Here is a 14,926-nt window from a genome sequence, read left to right as displayed (position 1 = left end):
CGATGTTCAGCATCCCTAGACTCCCTGCGACGGGGGTAACACGGGGGACAACTAGTGGGGCGCGGAGTGCCGGAACTCGTACTGGAATTGAATGGCAGCACCTGGACGCTCGATCCGTCCAGGCCGTACACCCTGGGGCGTGATCCGCAGGGGGACCTGACGATCGACGACGCCAGGGTCTCGTGGCGGCACGCCACGATCAGCTGGGACGGCCGGAGTTGGTCCATCGAGGACCACGGCTCCACCAACGGCACGTACGTGCAGGGGCAGCGGGTCCAGCGGGTGGAGATCGGACCCGGCTCCGCCGTGCGCCTGGGCAACGCCACCGACGGTCCGCGGCTGAATCTCACCGCTCCCGCCGGTGCCCACGGCGGTCAGCCGGCCGCCGCCCACCAGGCTCCGGCACAGCAGCAGCACGCTCAGCCGGGCGCCGCCTGGCCCGGACAGCAGGCACCCGCCCAGCACCAGGCCCAGCAGCACCAGGCTCCGCCCCAGCAGGCGTGGCAGCAGCAGCCTCCGGCGCACCAGCAGCAGGCCCCGTACCAGCAGGCCCCGTACCAGCAGGTTCCGCACCAGCAGGGCCCGGCCCAGCCGGCCGCCCCGGCCCACGGCGGCGGGGCAGGGACCCCGCCCGTCTACGGCGACCGCAGCCCGACCACGTTCCACCAGCTGGCGCTGGGCCGGGTCATGCGCATCGGCCGTGCGCTGGAGAACGAGCTGGTCGTCTCCGACCTCCAGGTCTCCCGCAACCACGCCGAGTTCCACGCGACCCCCGACGGCCGGTTCGAGATCCGGGACCTCGGCTCGCACAACGGCACGTACGTCAACGGTCTGCCGCTCCAGAAGTCCGGCTCGGCGCTCATCGGCCCGAACGACATCGTCGGCGTCGGCCACTCGACGTTCCGCCTGGTCGGGGACCGGCTGGAAGAGTTCGTCGACACCGGCCAGGTCTCCTTCTCCGCCCGCCACCTCACGGTGACGGTCGACGGCGGCAAGCAGATCCTCAAGGACGTCTCCTTCGGCGTCCCGGAGAAGTCGCTGGTCGCGGTGATCGGCCCCTCCGGCTCCGGAAAGTCCACCCTGCTCAAGGCGCTCACCGGCTACCGGCCCGCCGACGAGGGCGACGTCCTCTACGACAACCGGAACCTGTACAAGCAGTTCGCCGAGCTGCGCCAGCGCATCGGTCTGGTCCCGCAGGACGACATCCTGCACAAGGAGCTGACCGTCGCCAAGGCGCTCAAGTACGCGGCCAGACTTCGCTTCCCGGCGGACACCACCGAGGCCGAGCGCCAGGCCCGGATCACCGAGGTCCTCGCCGAGCTCAAGCTCGACATCCACAAGGACAAGAAGATCACCTCGCTCTCCGGCGGCCAGCGCAAGCGCGTCTCGGTCGCCCTGGAGCTGCTGACCAAGCCGTCGCTGATCTTCCTGGACGAGCCGACCTCGGGCCTCGACCCGGGCATGGACCGCGACGTCATGCAGCTGCTGCGCAGCCTGGCCGACGACGGCCGTACCGTGCTCGTCGTCACGCACTCCGTGGCCGAGCTGGCCATCTGCGACAAGCTGCTGGTGATGGCGCCCGGCGGCGCCGTCGCGTACTTCGGTCCGCCGGAGGAGGCGCTGAACTTCTTCGGCTACAGCTCCTGGGCCGACGTCTTCTCCGCCTTCGAGAACTACCGCGACTACGACTGGGCGGGCCGCTGGCGCGGTTCGCAGCACTACCAGATGTACGCCGCCGACATCGACAGCGTCGCCGCGCAGTCCGTGCACATGCCGCCGCCCCAGCAGATGCGGCCCCCGAAGCCGCAGAGCTGGGGGACCCAGCTCTGGACCCTGGTGCGCCGCTACACCTCCGTCATCGCCTCCGACAAGGCCTTCCTCGGCCTGATGGTGGCGCTGCCCGCGGTGATCGGCGTGCTGGCCGCGGTCATCCCGGCGGACTTCGGGCTGGCCCCGCCCACCCCGCCGACCCAGTTCAACGGCAAGGCCGGGATGATCCTGCTGATCCTCGCGGTCGGCATCTGCCTGGCGGGCTCGGCCAGCTCCGTACGCGAACTGATCAAGGAACGCGTGATCTACGAACGGGAACGGGCCACCGGCCTCTCCCGCTCGGCCTATCTGACCTCCAAGGTCATCGTGCTCGGTGTGATCACGGCCTTCCAGAGCGTCATCCTCTGCGGCATCTGCTTCGCCGTCCGTGAGCTGCCGGAGGAGGGGCTGTTCATGCCTCCGGCCGTCGAGATCTGCATCTCGATCGTGGCCCTCGGGTTCACCTCGATGATGTTCGGCCTGATGATCTCGGCGATGGTCAAGACCTCCGAGATGACCATGCCGCTGCTGGTCATGTTCGCGATCGTCCAGCTGGTCTTCACCGGCGTGCTCTTCCAGGTGTACGGGACGCCCGGCCTGGAGCAGCTCACCTGGCTGATGCCGTCCCGCTGGGGCGTGGCCGCGGCCGGCACCACGCTGGACCTGGCCAACCTGATGCCGCCGTGGGACCCGAAGAACCCGACCGACCTGGACCCGCTCTGGGAGGCTACGGCGACCCAGTGGGGGATCAACATCTTCGTCCTGCTGGTGATCGGCGGGCTCTGCGCCGTCGCGGTCGCGCGCCTGCTGCGCCGCCACGAGCCCGAGGTCATGCGCAAGTAAGGTCCACCGGGAGACGGACGACGCCGAGGCCGGCACCCCGCGGGGTGCCGGCCTCGGCGTGTGTACGGCCGGGCTCGGCCTCGGTACGGCTGGACCGGGACTCAGTACGCGCTGTTGACGTTGTCCATCGAGCCGTAGCGGTCGGCCGCGTAGTTGCAGGCGGCGACGATGTTGGCGACCGGGTCGTACAGGTCCTTCTTGGTGCCCTTGACGTGGTACCGGTCGAAGGTCGGCTGGATCACCTGGAGGAGACCCTTGGAGGGGATGCCGTTGCGGGCGTTGATGTCCCAGTTGTTGATCGCCCAGCGGTTGCCGCTGGACTCCCGGATGATGTTGCGGTGGATCCCGTCGTAGGAGCCCGGGATGCCTTCCTTCTTCATGATCGCCATGGCCTCGCGGATCCAGCCGTCCAGGTTGTTGGCGTAGACGGGCTTGCGCGCGGTGGAGCGGTTGGCGGCCTGGTCGCCGCGCTTCTTGGCGTCGGCCTTGGCCTTGGCGGCCTTCTCGGCCTTGGCCTTCGAGTCCGCCGCGGCCTTGGCCTTGGCGGCCTTCGCCTTGGCCTCGGCGGCGGCCTTGGCCTTGGCGGCGTCGGCGGCCTTCACGATCTGCTCGGCCGTGGAGTGCTGCTTGATCAGGCTGTCCTGCACGGTCTTGGCCTGTGCGGAGCCGCCGATGACGGCGACGGGGGCGGCAGCGGTGGCTGCCTGCGGGGCAATCTCGGCTTCGGCGTTCGACGGGACGAGCGAGAAGGTCAGGGAGGCGACGGCCAGGGCCGACACACCGGCCACGGAGATCTTCTGGACCTTGTTCAGACGACGGAGACGGCTGGGAATGCGAGTCGCAGACATGTAGGGCTACCTCTTCGAATGCTCAGGTGTCCTCCACGGAGGACGAGACCGGAGGCGGTGATGCGCACCTCCGTCGGGGACGAGAGCAATTCTTAGCGGCAGCAAAATCGTGTGGCAAAGGTGTGACGTACGAAGCCGGGTAGTGGAAGAGGGTCCCGTTAGTCCGAAATAAACCCTGGTCATGCCCACCCAAAACGCCCTTACCCGCCCACTAGGTACGTTCGTAAGTGACGTGGGCCCTATGCCCGGGCTCACATCGGCGACACGCCCGACTCACCTCACGTTGCTAGAGCAATCCGGAGCGTTACGTTCCTCATCCGGTAGGAGGAGGTGGACGTCCCCGAACTCATGCCAGAGGTAGCGCCGTTCCAGCGCCGCCTCGTACCCCCGGCGCAGCGCCTCGCGCCCGGCCACCGCCTCCAGCATCAGCAGATGCGAGGCCTCCGGCTCGTGCAGCCCGGTCAGCAGCCCGTCCACCACCCGCACGCCCCGGCGCGGTGTCACGACCAGGTCCGTCCACCCCGACACCGGCCGCACCACTCCGGCCGCGTCCACCGCCGACTCCAGCGCCCGCACCGCCGTCGTCCCCACCGCGATCACCCGGCCGCCGGCCGCCCGCGCCGCGTTCACCAGCCACGCCGTGGTGGGCGGCACGGAGAACCGCTCCGGGTACGGCGGCTCGTGCGCCTCGGCCGACGCCACCCCCGTGTCCAGCGACAGCGGGGCGAACTGCACCCCGCGGCTCACCAGCTCCGCAACCAGGGCGGCCGTGAAGGGACGGGCCGCACTCGGCATCTCCGCCGAACCGCTCCCGTCGGGCGCCGCCACGGCGAAGACCGTCTGGTACGCGGAGAGGGGCTGGTCCCGCTCCGTGTACCCGTACCGGATCGGCCGCCCGTACCGCCGCAACAGCCCCGGCACCCCCTCCGGCACCCGCGCCCACCAGAGCCGCGCACCTGAGGCGGGCCCTGCCCCGACGGGCCCCCTGTCCACGGCTCCCCTTGCCCCGGCCCCGGCCTCTACGGTTCCCCCTTCTACGGCCCCGACCTCGGTGGCCCCGGCCTCCACCGTTCCCCTTCCTACGGCCCCGGCCTCCGAGGGCCCCGCCTCCACGGCTCCCGCAGCCTCTCCAGCTCCCGCCTCCGCGGCCCCGGCCTCGGTGCCCCCTGGAGCGAGCGCCGGAGTCTGCCCCGGAGCGCGCCGAGACCGTGTTGTCGACGAGGCGTTCCCCGCCGACAACACGCCCCCCATCGGCTCCTCCAGCACCAGTTCCCGTCCGCCCGGCAGCCGCACCACCGCACCGGCGGGACCGCCGGGCCGGGGCCCGGTGGCCCCCGACCCACCCGGCGCCCGCAGCTCCACCGCCCACCGCCCGTCCTCACCCCGCGTCGAGAAGTGCACGACGACCCGCTCGCCGCCCACCCGCCCGTTCACCGCGGCCGGCAACGTCGCCGACGTGTTCACCACCAGCACGTCGCCGGCCCGCATCTGCCCGGGCAGCTCCCGGAACGCGTGGTGCGAGACCTCCGTCCCCCGCGTCACCAGCAGCCGTACGTCGTCGCGCCCCGACCCCCGCTGCTCGGCCGGCACCCTGGCCGACAGCTCCGGCGGCACCCGCAGGGCCTCCAGCGAGAGAGCCCCGGGCCCCTCTCCGCACCCCGCATCCGCCGGAGCACCCGAGCTCCTGTCCCGCCGCACCGCGTCCACCGCGCTCACCGGGCACCCCCGGCAGCCCCCGGGGCCCCCTCTAGCAGCGCCGGAGCGGAGAACCGCCCACTGGCCGGCCGCTCCCGCACCAGCCGCATGAACGCGGGCGCCACACGCGCGGGCGACGGCCGCCGCTCCCCGTCGTCCCGCGGCACCGCGGCCTCGTACAGATCCGTGTCCATGTCCCCCGGGTCGACGGCCCACACCCGCAGCCCCGGCTCCTCCACGCCCAGTACCGCCGCCAGCTGGTCCAGGGCCGCCTTGGACGCCCCGTACCCGCCCCACGTCCCGTACGCCTCCGCCGCCGCGTCCGAGCTGACGACCACGACCGCCCCGGCGGCCGAGGCCCGCAACAGAGGCAACGCCTCCTGTACGAGACCGAGCGCGGCCACCACATTGGTCTCCAGCGCCTGCCGCAGCCCCTCCAGCGGGTGCGCCTCCAGCCGGACCAGCGGCTCGGCCCCCAGCACACTCGCGTTGCTCACCAGCAGATCGAGGCCGCCCAGCTCCCCGGCGGCCGACACCAGCTCCGCCCGGTGCGCGGCGTCCGTGACATCCCCGGGCACGGCCACCACCCGGGCCCCGTACCGCTCCCGTACCTCCTCCGCCGCCGCCTCCAGCACCCCGGCCGTCCGCGCATCCAGCACCAGGTCCCAGCCCTGGCCGGCCAGCACCTCGGCCAGGGCGCGCCCCAGCCCCTTCGAACCACCCGTGATCAACGCAACCGGCATGGTGACCGTCCCCTTGGTCCGTGCGGCTACCCGCACATCGGCGTCCGCCGGGCGACCCCCGGCGCCTCCAACGTAGGAAGACGCGACCCCGCCCCGCCTCGCCCGGGAGCCGCACCCGCCGACGGCCCTTCGCCCTAGGTCCTGTCGTCGAACTGTCGCCTGCCGTGCGACGCCCGGCACGCACGCTCGCGGCGTTGCCGAGATGCCCTGGTAGCTCCGCTACAAGACCATCCCGGCGCCTTGCGATCGCACGCACCGGACGCCGCACGGCCGCCCTCCGGGCGACGACGGCAGTTCGACGACAGGCCCTAGTCCTCACGGAGTCCCGAGCCCCGGCACTCCTCCGGCCCTGCGACTTCCGACCGCCCCATGCCCTCCGCCCGCCCTACGCCCTCCACCGGCCCTACGCCCTCCACCGGCCCTCCTCCCGCCGACCGGCCCTCCTCCCGCCGACCGCCCCTCCTCCCGCCGACCGGTCCTACGACCGTCACCGGGCCCTCCTCCTGCCGACCGGTCCTACGCCCTCCACCGGGCTCTCCCTCTGCCGAGTGGTCCTACGACCTCCGACCGGGTACCGGCCGGGACCGGCCTAGGACCACCGGCCACGGGCCGCCGCCCTCGGCCCGATACGGCCCCGGACCCCCGCCGGTACGGTGATCCCATGAGTCATCGCCCTGCGTCGGGCCTCGCCGCGGTGAGCGCCGCGCTCCTCGCCATGAGCCGGCATCTGGAAGTGGGGGACGTCCTCAAGACGATCGTCGCCTCCGCCCGCGAACTCCTCGACGCCCAGTACGCGGCGCTCGGCGTCCCGGACGACCACGGCGGCTTCGCCCAGTTCGTGGTCGACGGGGTGAGCGACGAACAGTGGAAGGCCATCGGACCGCTGCCCCGCCAGCACGGCATCCTCGCCGCGATGCTCCACCAGGCGAAGCCGGAACGGCTCGCGGACGTCCGTACGGACCCCCGCTTCGGCGGCTGGCCCGAAGCGCACCCCGACATGTCGGACTTCCTCGGCCTGCCCATCACGGACGGCGACGAGATCATCGGCGCGCTCTTCCTCGCCAACAAGATGTGCCCCAAGCCCGCCGGAGGCTGCGGCTTCACCGCCGAGGACGAGGAGCTGCTCTCGATCCTGGCCCAGCACGCCGCGATCGCCCTCACCAACGCCCGCCTCTACGAGCGCAGCCGCGAGCTGACCATCGCCGAGGAACGCTCCCGCCTCGCCCACGAGCTGCACGACGCGGTCAGCCAGAAGCTGTTCTCGCTCCGGCTCACCGCCCAGGCCGCCGCCGCCCTCGTCGACCGCGACCCGACCCGTGCCAAGGGGGAGCTGCAACAGGTCGCCACCCTCGCCGCCGAAGCGGTCGACGAACTGCGGGCGGCGGTGGTGGAGCTGCGCCCGGCCGCCCTCGACGAGGACGGCCTGATCGCCACTCTCCGCACCCAGATCCAGGTCCTGGACCGGGCCCACACGGCCCGGGTCACCTTCGGGACCAGCGGCGTACGCGCCCTGCCCGCCGCCCAGGAGGAGGCGCTCCTCCGGGTCGCCCAGGAGGCCCTGCACAACGCCCTGCGCCACTCGGGCGCGGAGCACGTGGACGTCACCCTGACCCGGCGCTCGACCTGGACCGTCCTGCGCATCACCGACGACGGCACCGGCTTCGACCCCACTGCTGTCCGCCGGGCGGGCCGCCATCTGGGGCTGGTCTCCATGCGCCACCGGGCCAAGAGCGTCGGCGGCCGGCTCACCGTTGCTTCGGAGCCCGGAAAGGGCGCCACGATCGAGATGGAGGTCCCCGGTGGCTGACAAGACCATCAGGGTGCTGCTGGTCGACGACCACCAGGTCGTCCGCCGTGGACTGCGGACGTTCCTGGAGATCCAGGACGACATCGAGGTCGTCGGCGAGGCGTCCGACGGCGCGGAGGGCGTGGCCCGCACCGAGGAGCTGCGGCCCGACGTCGTCCTCATGGACATCAAGATGCCCGGCACCGACGGGATAGAGGCCCTGCGCAGGCTCCGCGAGCTGGAGAACCCGGCGAAGATCCTCATCGTCACCAGCTTCACCGAACAGCGCACGGTGGTCCCGGCCCTGCGCGCCGGAGCCTCCGGTTACGTGTACAAGGACGTCGACCCGGACGCCCTGGCCGGCGCCATCCGCTCGGTCCACGCCGGACACGTCCTGCTCCAGCCGGAGGTCGCGGGCGCGCTCCTCGCCCAGGACGACGCGGGCGGCGGTACGGGGCGGGGGAGCACCCTCACCGAGCGCGAGCGCGAAGTCCTCGGCCTGATCGCGGACGGCCGCTCCAACCGCGAGATCGCCCGCGCCCTCGTCCTCTCCGAGAAGACGGTCAAGACACACGTGTCGAACATCCTGATGAAGCTCGACCTGGCGGACCGCACCCAGGCCGCGCTGTGGGCGGTACGGAACGGGGCGGCGGGCTGAGACCCACGCCGACCGTGCCGGGGACCCGTGCCGACACCGGCCGGGACCCACACCGACCGGGCTGAGATTCATACTGTCGGGTGGATGTCACCCGAACGGCGCATCCTTCCGTGCCGTACGGAGTTCTCCAGGGCACGCTGCGGCGGCTTGCCGCAGCCTCTCTAGGAGGAACCTGAAGTGAAGAACCTGAAGAAGGCCGCCGCCGTCACCATGATCGCCGGCGGGCTCATCGCCGCCGGCGCGGGCGCGGCCTCCGCCACCGGCCACAGCGGCGCCGACGCCCACGGCGTGGCCGTCGGCTCCCCGGGCGTCGCCAGCGGCAACCTGGCCCAGGTCCCGGTCCACGTCCCGGTGAACGCGGTGGGCAACACGGTCAACGTGATCGGCCTGCTCAACCCGGCCTTCGGCAACCTCGGCCTGAACCACTGACACCCGTGGCTGGGCGGGCCACACAAGCCCGTCCAGCCACCCCCACCACTCAAGCCCACCCGGGCACCACTCAAGCCCGTCCGGCGTTTGAGGACGGAACCCTTGAGCCGGGCCGGGGCGCGAAACGTGCTTCCCGCCCAGGGGCCCTGCCCAGCCCGTCCGGCGCTTGAGGACGGAACCCCCACCCCGGTGGGCTCGCCGAGAACAAGCCCCCGCCCAGGCGCACCCGGGAACCAGCCCGTCCGGCGCCCGAGGACAGAGGCCCGCGGGCCTACCGCCGAACCTCCCCGCCCTCCACATACGCGTTGTACGCGGCCACCACCGCCCGCCGAGCCACCCGCTCCACCGGCCGCAACGCGGCCCCCCGCGCTGCCATCTCCGACGCGCTCACCGCACCCCCGTGCCCGTTCTCGTACGCCACCGAGACCAGCAGCCCCACCCGCTGCGCCAACTCCAGCACCCGCACCGCCCGCGGCGGATACCCGGGCGCCAGCACCTCGCGCCCCCGGCCCCCCTCCGCCCGCGCCCGGTACGCGTCCACCGCAGCCTCCGCCACCGGACCGGAACCGGCCACATCGAGCCGGGACAGCAGCGCCGTCGCATCCCGCAGCGCCTCCGCCAGCTCCCGCTCCGCCTCGCTCAGCGACGGCACGTCCGCCGGTGGCGCCTCTCGCACCGGCAGCACCCGCCACACCACCTCGACGTGCAGATCCCCCTCCGGCCCCGCCTCGGACACCTCCGGCACCAGCCCGTACGGCACCCCGTACGCGACCACCGCCTCCTCCGCCTCCAGCGCCCGCGCGTTGAAGTCCGGCGGCCCCGACAACCCCAGCGGATGCCCCGGCACCGGCAGCGCCACCCGGAATCCGGTCGCCCCCAGCGCCCGCAGCCGGCCCAGCGCCAGCGTCAGCCCGACCGGCCCCGCCTCACCCGGCACCCCCTCGACGCGGTGCACCGCGTCCTCACCGACAATCGCGACAACGGCGTCGTCCGGCGAGACGAGCCCCGCCAGCAGCGCGTTCCCCCAGGCGGCCAACAATCCTGAACGTGGTTCCACAAGCATGGAGACAGCCTAGGGGGGTGTCCCGTCGGCCATGCCGGGCCCGGAAAGACCCGGGTTACGGACCTCACGGCCGGACCGCTCGCGCGGTGGCGTAGGTTTTCTCCTGGGACCGTGCCCACAGGCACGCGACGATCTCGACGAGACTGCATGGGGAGACAACGCGCTCATGAGCGATGTACTGGAGCTGGTGGACGTATCCGTGGTCCGCGACGGACGCGCTCTGGTGGACGACGTCTCCTGGTCGGTCAAGGAGGGGGAGCGCTGGGTCATCCTCGGCCCCAACGGCGCCGGCAAGACGACGCTTCTCAACCTCGCGTCCAGCTACCTCTTCCCGAGCAGGGGAACGGCCACCGTCCTCGGCGAGAAGCTGGGCGGCGTCGGCACCGACGTCTTCGAACTGCGCCCCCGCATCGGCATGGCGGGCGTGGCGATGGCCGACAAGCTGCCCAAGCGCCAGACCGTCCTGCAGACGGTGCTCACCGCCGCGTACGGCATGACCGCCACCTGGAACGAGAACTACGAGGCCGTCGACGAGGAGCGCGCCCGCGCCTTCCTGGACCGCCTCGGCATGACCGAGTACCTGGACCGCAGGTTCGGGACGCTCTCCGAAGGAGAGCGCAAGCGCACGCTGATCGCCCGCGCGATGATGACCGACCCCGAACTCCTGCTTCTCGACGAGCCCGCCGCCGGACTCGACCTCGGCGGCCGCGAGGACCTGGTCCGCCGCCTCGGCCGGCTCGCCCGCGACCCGTACGCCCCCTCCATGATCATGGTCACCCACCATGTCGAGGAGATCCCGCCCGGCTTCACCCACGTCCTCATGATCCGCCAGGGCAAGGTCCTCGCCGCCGGGCCCATGGAGACCGAGCTGACCTCCCGTAACCTCTCGCTCTGCTTCGGCCTGCCGCTGGTCGTCGAGCACACCGGCGACCGCTACACCGCCCACGGCCTGCCGCTCTCCTGACCTCCGGGGCACACCCGCCCCGGCCCTCCCGCCCGTCGCCCGTGCCCCCGTCATGGCGCAATTCGGCGGGCACGTACCGCAGTTGTCCACAGTTGACCACCCCTGCGCCCTGTCGGTGACGCACCGACAGTCCTACGATGACCATGTGGACATCGACGCGTGGGTGTGGTGGCTGATCGTCGCGGCGGGGCTGGGCATCCCCCTCGTCCTGACCGCGATGCCCGAGTTGGGAATGTTCGCGGTCGGGGCGCTGGCCGCCTCCGTCACCGCGGCGCTCGGCGGCGGCATCGTCGCCCAGGTGCTGGTCTTCGTCGTGGTGTCGGTGGCGCTCATCGCCGTCGTCCGCCCGATCGCGGCCAGACACCGGGCCGGGCAGACCGGACACGCCAGCGGTATCGACGCCCTGAAGGGCCGTCAGGCGGTCGTCCTGGAACGGGTCAGCGCCGCCGGCGGCCGCGTCAAGCTCGCCGGGGAGGTCTGGTCGGCCCGCTCGCTCGACGAGGACCAGGTCTTCGAGCCCGGCAAGCAGGTCGATGTCGTGGACATCGACGGAGCGACGGCCGTCGTCATGTGAGCGAACGGCGCACGACACGGCCGCAGTTCTGCGAGACTCGAAGTCGATCATGTCGATCACCATGTGAGTCGATCACCATGAGATCCGTCGGCAACCGAAGGGCACGAGAGACACGATGCAACCGATCATCATCGTCCTGATCATTCTGGTGGTGCTCGTCTTCATCGCCCTGATCAAGACGATCCAGGTCATCCCGCAGGCCAGCGCCGCCATCGTGGAGCGCTTCGGCCGCTACACGCGCACTCTGAACGCGGGCCTGAACATCGTCGTCCCGTTCATCGACTCGATCCGCAACCGGATCGACCTCCGTGAACAGGTCGTGCCCTTCCCGCCGCAGCCGGTGATCACCCAGGACAACCTGGTCGTCAACATCGACACCGTCATCTACTACCAGGTGACCGACGCCCGTGCCGCGACCTACGAAGTCGCCTCCTACATCCAGGCGATCGAGCAGCTCACCGTCACCACCCTCCGCAACATCATCGGCGGCATGGACCTGGAGCGCACCCTCACCTCCCGCGAGGAGATCAACGCGGCGCTGCGCGGCGTCCTCGACGAGGCCACCGGCAAATGGGGCATCCGCGTCAACCGCGTCGAGCTGAAGGCGATCGAACCGCCCACCTCCATCCAGGACTCGATGGAGAAGCAGATGCGCGCCGACCGTGACAAGCGCGCCGCGATCCTCACCGCCGAAGGCATCCGGCAGTCCCAGATCCTCACCGCCGAGGGCGAGAAGCAGTCCGCGATCCTGCGCGCCGAGGGTGAGGCCAAGGCGGCCGCCCTCAAGGCCGAGGGCGAGGCCCAGGCCGTACGGACGGTCTTCGAGGCCATCCACGCCGGAGACCCGGACCAGAAGCTCCTGTCGTACCAGTACCTCCAGATGCTCCCGAAGATCGCCGAGGGCGACGCCAACAAGCTCTGGATCGTCCCCAGCGAGATCGGCGACGCCCTCAAGGGCCTCAGCGGAGCCTTCGGCAACCTCGGCGGAGGCGTCCCCGGCTTCGACACCAGCGGCAGCGGCGGAAACGGGGGCAACGGCGGCAACGGAGGAGCCCCCGGCGTGGTCAACCCCCGTGGCGCGGCCGTCGAACGGCGCGAGGAGCCCCCGGTCCACTGACGCACCACCCCCTTCGTGCATGATCAGTGAGGCCCCTCGACCTTCATGGCGGGGAGGCGTCACTGACCATCGAAGGAGATGGCCTTGTCCATCTGGGAAATACTCGCCGTCTTCGCGGCGGGCGTCGGCGCGGGCACGATCAACACCATCGTGGGTTCAGGCACCCTGATCACCTTCCCCGTCCTCCTCGCCACCGGCCTGCCGCCGGTGACCGCCACCGTCTCCAACGCGCTCGGCCTCATCCCCGGCTCCATCAGCGGAGCCATCGGCTACCGCAAGGAGCTGGCGGGCCAGCGCCGCCGCATCCTGAAGCTGTCCGTCGGAGCCGCCATCGGCGGCCTCACCGGCGCCACCCTCCTCCTCGCCCTGCCCTCCACGGCGTTCGAGACGATCGTCCCCGTCCTGGTCGCGCTCGCCCTCGTCCTGGTGGTCCTGCAGCCGCGCATCAGCAGAGCCGTCCAGAACCGCCGCGAGCGCACCGGCACCCCGGCCCGCCCCGACGGCGGCCCGCTCCTCTTCACCGGCCTCACCCTCGCCAGCGTCTACGGGGGCTACTTCACCGCCGCCCAGGGGATCATCTACCTCTCCCTCATGGGCATGCTGGTCGACGACACCCTCCAGCGCCTCAACGCCGTCAAGAACGTCCTGGCCGCCGTGGTCAACACCATCGCCGCGCTGTTCTTCCTCTTCGTCGCGGACTTCGACTGGACGGCGGTCCTGCTGATCGCGGTCGGCTCCGCCATCGGCGGCCAGATCGGCGCCAAGGTCGGCCGCCGCCTCAGCCCCACCCTGCTCCGCGGTCTGATCGTCGCCGTCGGCACGGCGGCCATCGTCCAACTGCTGCTCCGCTGACACACGTGGGCCCGCCCGGCAACGGGACGGGCCCACCTGTCCGTCGACAGCCGTACGTACGCGACCGACGCGACCACTCTGCCTAGGCGGCAGCCGCCCCCGCCCGGTCCAGCCACTCGGGCAGCCCCGCCCGGTCACCGGCCCCCATCGCCAGCAGCATCGCCTCGGCGGGGGAGGGCACGAACGGCTGCTTCAGCAGCGGCATCCCCGCCTGCTCCGGAGTCCGGGCGGCCTTGCGGTGGTTGTCCTCGGCACAGGAGGCCACCGTGTTCAGCCAGGTGTCCTGACCGCCCTGGGCCCGCGGCACCACATGGTCCACCGTGGAGGCCCGCCTCCCGCAGTACGCGCACCGGTGCTGGTCCCGTACGAGCACACCCCTCCGGGACCACGGAGCCTGTCTTCGGAACGGCACCCGTACGTAACGGCAGAGCCTGATCACCCGGGGCGCCGGAATGTCCACGGCGGCACCACGCATACGCAGCTCGGGATGCGACTGCTCGACGACGGCCTTGTCCGTGAGGATCAGGACCACCGCACGGTTGAGCGTCACTGTCGACAGCGGCTCGAAGCTCGCATTGAGAACCAGCGTGTCACGCATCCTGCCCACCTCCCGTGTGCCGCCCGCCCCCTGGCAGGCCCGGATCAACTCTGGCTGGGCAGGCCGCGATGGACAACGCAATAAAAAATGCCCTGCTCTGGTCTCTCCAAGACCGGAGCAGGGCAAACAACAGGCGAACTAATCGGTGACGGGAGCCTCGTACTCACCGATCAGCTGAGCACGCCCCAGCGTGTGGAACCGGAGGTTGAATCCGACCACCGCGGGCGAGGAGTCACCGTCGATACCGAGCTTCTCGGTGTCCACCGCGTACACGGTGAACACATAGCGGTGGTTCTCCCCGGCGGGCGGCGCGGCCCCGCCGAAGTCCTTGGACCCGTAGTCGTTACGGGCCTGGACGGCCCCGGCGGGCAGCCCCTCGAACACACCGCTGCCCGCGCCCGCCGGCAGCTCGGTCACCGACGCCGGGATGTCGAAGACCACCCAGTGCCAGAACCCGCTCCCCGTCGGGGCGTCCGGGTCGAAGCACGTCACGGCGAAGCTCCTGGTCTCCGCAGGGAACCCCTCCCACCGCAGCTGCGGCGACGTGTTCCCGGACGCGAGCACCTGGGCGTCGCCCAGCACCGCACCCGGGGCGAGATCGTCGCTCGTCACGGTGAACGCGGGCACCTCCGGATGGAAGTCGTGCGGGAGCGGGGCCCTCTTCGGCTCGGTCACGTCAGCACCTTTCCTGATCGACAGCATCGACGGCTCTTGGCCAGGTCCTTCCCCGACCTCAACAGATCATGGACGTTTTTCCATACCCGACCCCGACCCGCCCCTGAGGACACCACAGGCGAAGGCCCCCTCAGCCCGTGCCCTAGAGCCAGTTGCGCTGACCGCCGACCTGAGCGAGCCACTGGTTGAGGTACGCCGCCCAGTCCGTCTGGTGGAAGTCGTGCAGACTGACCTTGAACGCCCGGTACGAGTCGCTGCCCTCGCTGAACAGG

15 protein-coding genes (1 of these 15 only partly in view) are annotated in these 14,926 nt (G+C 71.4%); 8 read left to right on the top strand and 7 right to left on the bottom strand.

Annotated elements, in window-relative coordinates:
• The first annotated feature begins 54 nt into the window (after positions 1-54).
• Positions 55-2,652 carry an ABC transporter ATP-binding protein/permease gene (locus ACQ9ZG_RS05850; RefSeq protein WP_109915398.1) on the top strand — a complete coding sequence of 866 codons (2,598 nt, stop codon included), beginning with the start codon at positions 55-57 and terminating at the stop codon, positions 2,650-2,652.
• A gap of 101 nt (positions 2,653-2,753) precedes the next feature.
• Here ACQ9ZG_RS05850 and ACQ9ZG_RS05845 read toward each other — a convergent pair whose 3' ends face one another.
• From ACQ9ZG_RS05845 to ACQ9ZG_RS05835, 3 genes are all read right to left on the bottom strand, one after another.
• Entirely contained in the window at positions 2,754-3,500 is a 747-nt protein-coding gene (locus ACQ9ZG_RS05845) for a transglycosylase SLT domain-containing protein (RefSeq protein WP_109915399.1), read from the bottom strand.
• Positions 3,501-3,773: 273 nt separating this feature from the next.
• Positions 3,774-5,216 (bottom strand): S-adenosylmethionine:tRNA ribosyltransferase-isomerase, encoded by a 1,443-nt coding sequence (locus ACQ9ZG_RS05840; protein WP_499280055.1) that lies wholly within the window; start codon positions 5,214-5,216, stop codon positions 3,774-3,776.
• Positions 5,213-5,938 (bottom strand): SDR family NAD(P)-dependent oxidoreductase, encoded by a 726-nt coding sequence (locus ACQ9ZG_RS05835; RefSeq protein WP_109916884.1) that lies wholly within the window; start codon positions 5,936-5,938, stop codon positions 5,213-5,215. The genes ACQ9ZG_RS05840 and ACQ9ZG_RS05835 overlap by 4 nt, the downstream gene beginning before the upstream one ends.
• Before the next feature lie 661 nt (positions 5,939-6,599).
• Between ACQ9ZG_RS05835 and ACQ9ZG_RS05830 the strand changes: the two genes are divergently transcribed.
• From ACQ9ZG_RS05830 to ACQ9ZG_RS05820, 3 genes are all read left to right on the top strand, one after another.
• Positions 6,600-7,745, top strand: a complete 1,146-nt coding sequence (locus ACQ9ZG_RS05830) for a GAF domain-containing sensor histidine kinase (RefSeq protein WP_078507648.1) — start codon at positions 6,600-6,602, stop codon at positions 7,743-7,745.
• Positions 7,738-8,382 (top strand): response regulator, encoded by a 645-nt coding sequence (locus ACQ9ZG_RS05825; protein WP_018488229.1) that lies wholly within the window; start codon positions 7,738-7,740, stop codon positions 8,380-8,382. The genes ACQ9ZG_RS05830 and ACQ9ZG_RS05825 overlap by 8 nt, the downstream gene beginning before the upstream one ends.
• Before the next feature lie 177 nt (positions 8,383-8,559).
• Positions 8,560-8,811 carry a chaplin gene (locus tag ACQ9ZG_RS05820; protein WP_018488230.1) on the top strand — a complete coding sequence of 84 codons (252 nt, stop codon included), beginning with the start codon at positions 8,560-8,562 and terminating at the stop codon, positions 8,809-8,811.
• 271 nt (positions 8,812-9,082) lie between these two features.
• Here ACQ9ZG_RS05820 and ACQ9ZG_RS05815 read toward each other — a convergent pair whose 3' ends face one another.
• A complete protein-coding gene (locus ACQ9ZG_RS05815) occupies positions 9,083-9,874 on the bottom strand; it encodes an Rv1486c family protein (protein WP_026237563.1) in 792 nt (263 codons plus the stop codon).
• Between the two features lie 166 nt (positions 9,875-10,040).
• Here ACQ9ZG_RS05815 and ACQ9ZG_RS05810 point away from each other — a divergent pair, with 166 nt between their 5' ends.
• The 4 genes from ACQ9ZG_RS05810 (at position 10,041) to ACQ9ZG_RS05795 (ending at position 13,381) form a co-directional block, all read left to right on the top strand.
• Entirely contained in the window at positions 10,041-10,838 is a 798-nt protein-coding gene (locus tag ACQ9ZG_RS05810; RefSeq protein ID WP_028419391.1) for an ABC transporter ATP-binding protein, read from the top strand.
• A gap of 145 nt (positions 10,839-10,983) precedes the next feature.
• A complete protein-coding gene (locus tag ACQ9ZG_RS05805; RefSeq protein WP_018488233.1) occupies positions 10,984-11,412 on the top strand; it encodes an NfeD family protein in 429 nt (142 codons plus the stop codon).
• Positions 11,413-11,527: 115 nt separating this feature from the next.
• Positions 11,528-12,529 (top strand): SPFH domain-containing protein, encoded by a 1,002-nt coding sequence (locus ACQ9ZG_RS05800; RefSeq protein WP_018488234.1) that lies wholly within the window; start codon positions 11,528-11,530, stop codon positions 12,527-12,529.
• A 78-nt stretch (positions 12,530-12,607) separates the two neighbouring features.
• Positions 12,608-13,381, top strand: a complete 774-nt coding sequence (locus ACQ9ZG_RS05795; RefSeq protein WP_086018705.1) for a sulfite exporter TauE/SafE family protein — start codon at positions 12,608-12,610, stop codon at positions 13,379-13,381.
• Positions 13,382-13,463: 82 nt separating this feature from the next.
• Here ACQ9ZG_RS05795 and ACQ9ZG_RS05790 read toward each other — a convergent pair whose 3' ends face one another.
• From ACQ9ZG_RS05790 to ACQ9ZG_RS05780, 3 genes are all read right to left on the bottom strand, one after another.
• Entirely contained in the window at positions 13,464-13,979 is a 516-nt protein-coding gene (locus ACQ9ZG_RS05790) for an HNH endonuclease (RefSeq protein WP_018488236.1), read from the bottom strand.
• A gap of 138 nt (positions 13,980-14,117) precedes the next feature.
• Positions 14,118-14,654 (bottom strand): YbhB/YbcL family Raf kinase inhibitor-like protein, encoded by a 537-nt coding sequence (locus ACQ9ZG_RS05785; RefSeq protein ID WP_028419393.1) that lies wholly within the window; start codon positions 14,652-14,654, stop codon positions 14,118-14,120.
• Positions 14,655-14,796: 142 nt separating this feature from the next.
• Positions 14,797-14,926, bottom strand: the final stretch of a protein-coding gene (locus ACQ9ZG_RS05780; RefSeq protein WP_018488238.1) for a sporulation protein. It continues 653 nt past the right edge of the window; the window shows 130 of its 783 coding nt (coding positions 654-783); its start codon lies off the right edge, out of view; the stop codon is at positions 14,797-14,799.

Source organism: Streptomyces araujoniae (assembly GCF_050871195.1).
Classification (GTDB): Bacteria; Actinomycetota; Actinomycetes; order Streptomycetales; family Streptomycetaceae; genus Streptomyces; species Streptomyces bacillaris.
This window is presented reverse-complemented; position numbering and strand designations above follow the sequence as displayed.

Excerpts from the sequence above, each read along its gene's own strand:
- ACQ9ZG_RS05790 (WP_018488236.1), bottom strand. The coding sequence starts at position 13,979 with ATGCGTGACACGCTGGTTCTCAATGCGAGCTTCGAGCCGCTGTCGACA.
- ACQ9ZG_RS05795 (WP_086018705.1), top strand. The coding sequence starts at position 12,608 with ATGGCCTTGTCCATCTGGGAAATACTCGCCGTCTTCGCGGCGGGCGTC.
- ACQ9ZG_RS05835 (WP_109916884.1), bottom strand. The coding sequence starts at position 5,938 with ATGCCGGTTGCGTTGATCACGGGTGGTTCGAAGGGGCTGGGGCGCGCC.
- ACQ9ZG_RS05845 (WP_109915399.1), bottom strand. The coding sequence starts at position 3,500 with ATGTCTGCGACTCGCATTCCCAGCCGTCTCCGTCGTCTGAACAAGGTC.
- ACQ9ZG_RS05830 (WP_078507648.1), top strand. The coding sequence starts at position 6,600 with ATGAGTCATCGCCCTGCGTCGGGCCTCGCCGCGGTGAGCGCCGCGCTC.
- ACQ9ZG_RS05815 (WP_026237563.1), bottom strand. The coding sequence starts at position 9,874 with ATGCTTGTGGAACCACGTTCAGGATTGTTGGCCGCCTGGGGGAACGCG.
- ACQ9ZG_RS05800 (WP_018488234.1), top strand. The coding sequence starts at position 11,528 with ATGCAACCGATCATCATCGTCCTGATCATTCTGGTGGTGCTCGTCTTC.
- ACQ9ZG_RS05810 (WP_028419391.1), top strand. The coding sequence starts at position 10,041 with ATGAGCGATGTACTGGAGCTGGTGGACGTATCCGTGGTCCGCGACGGA.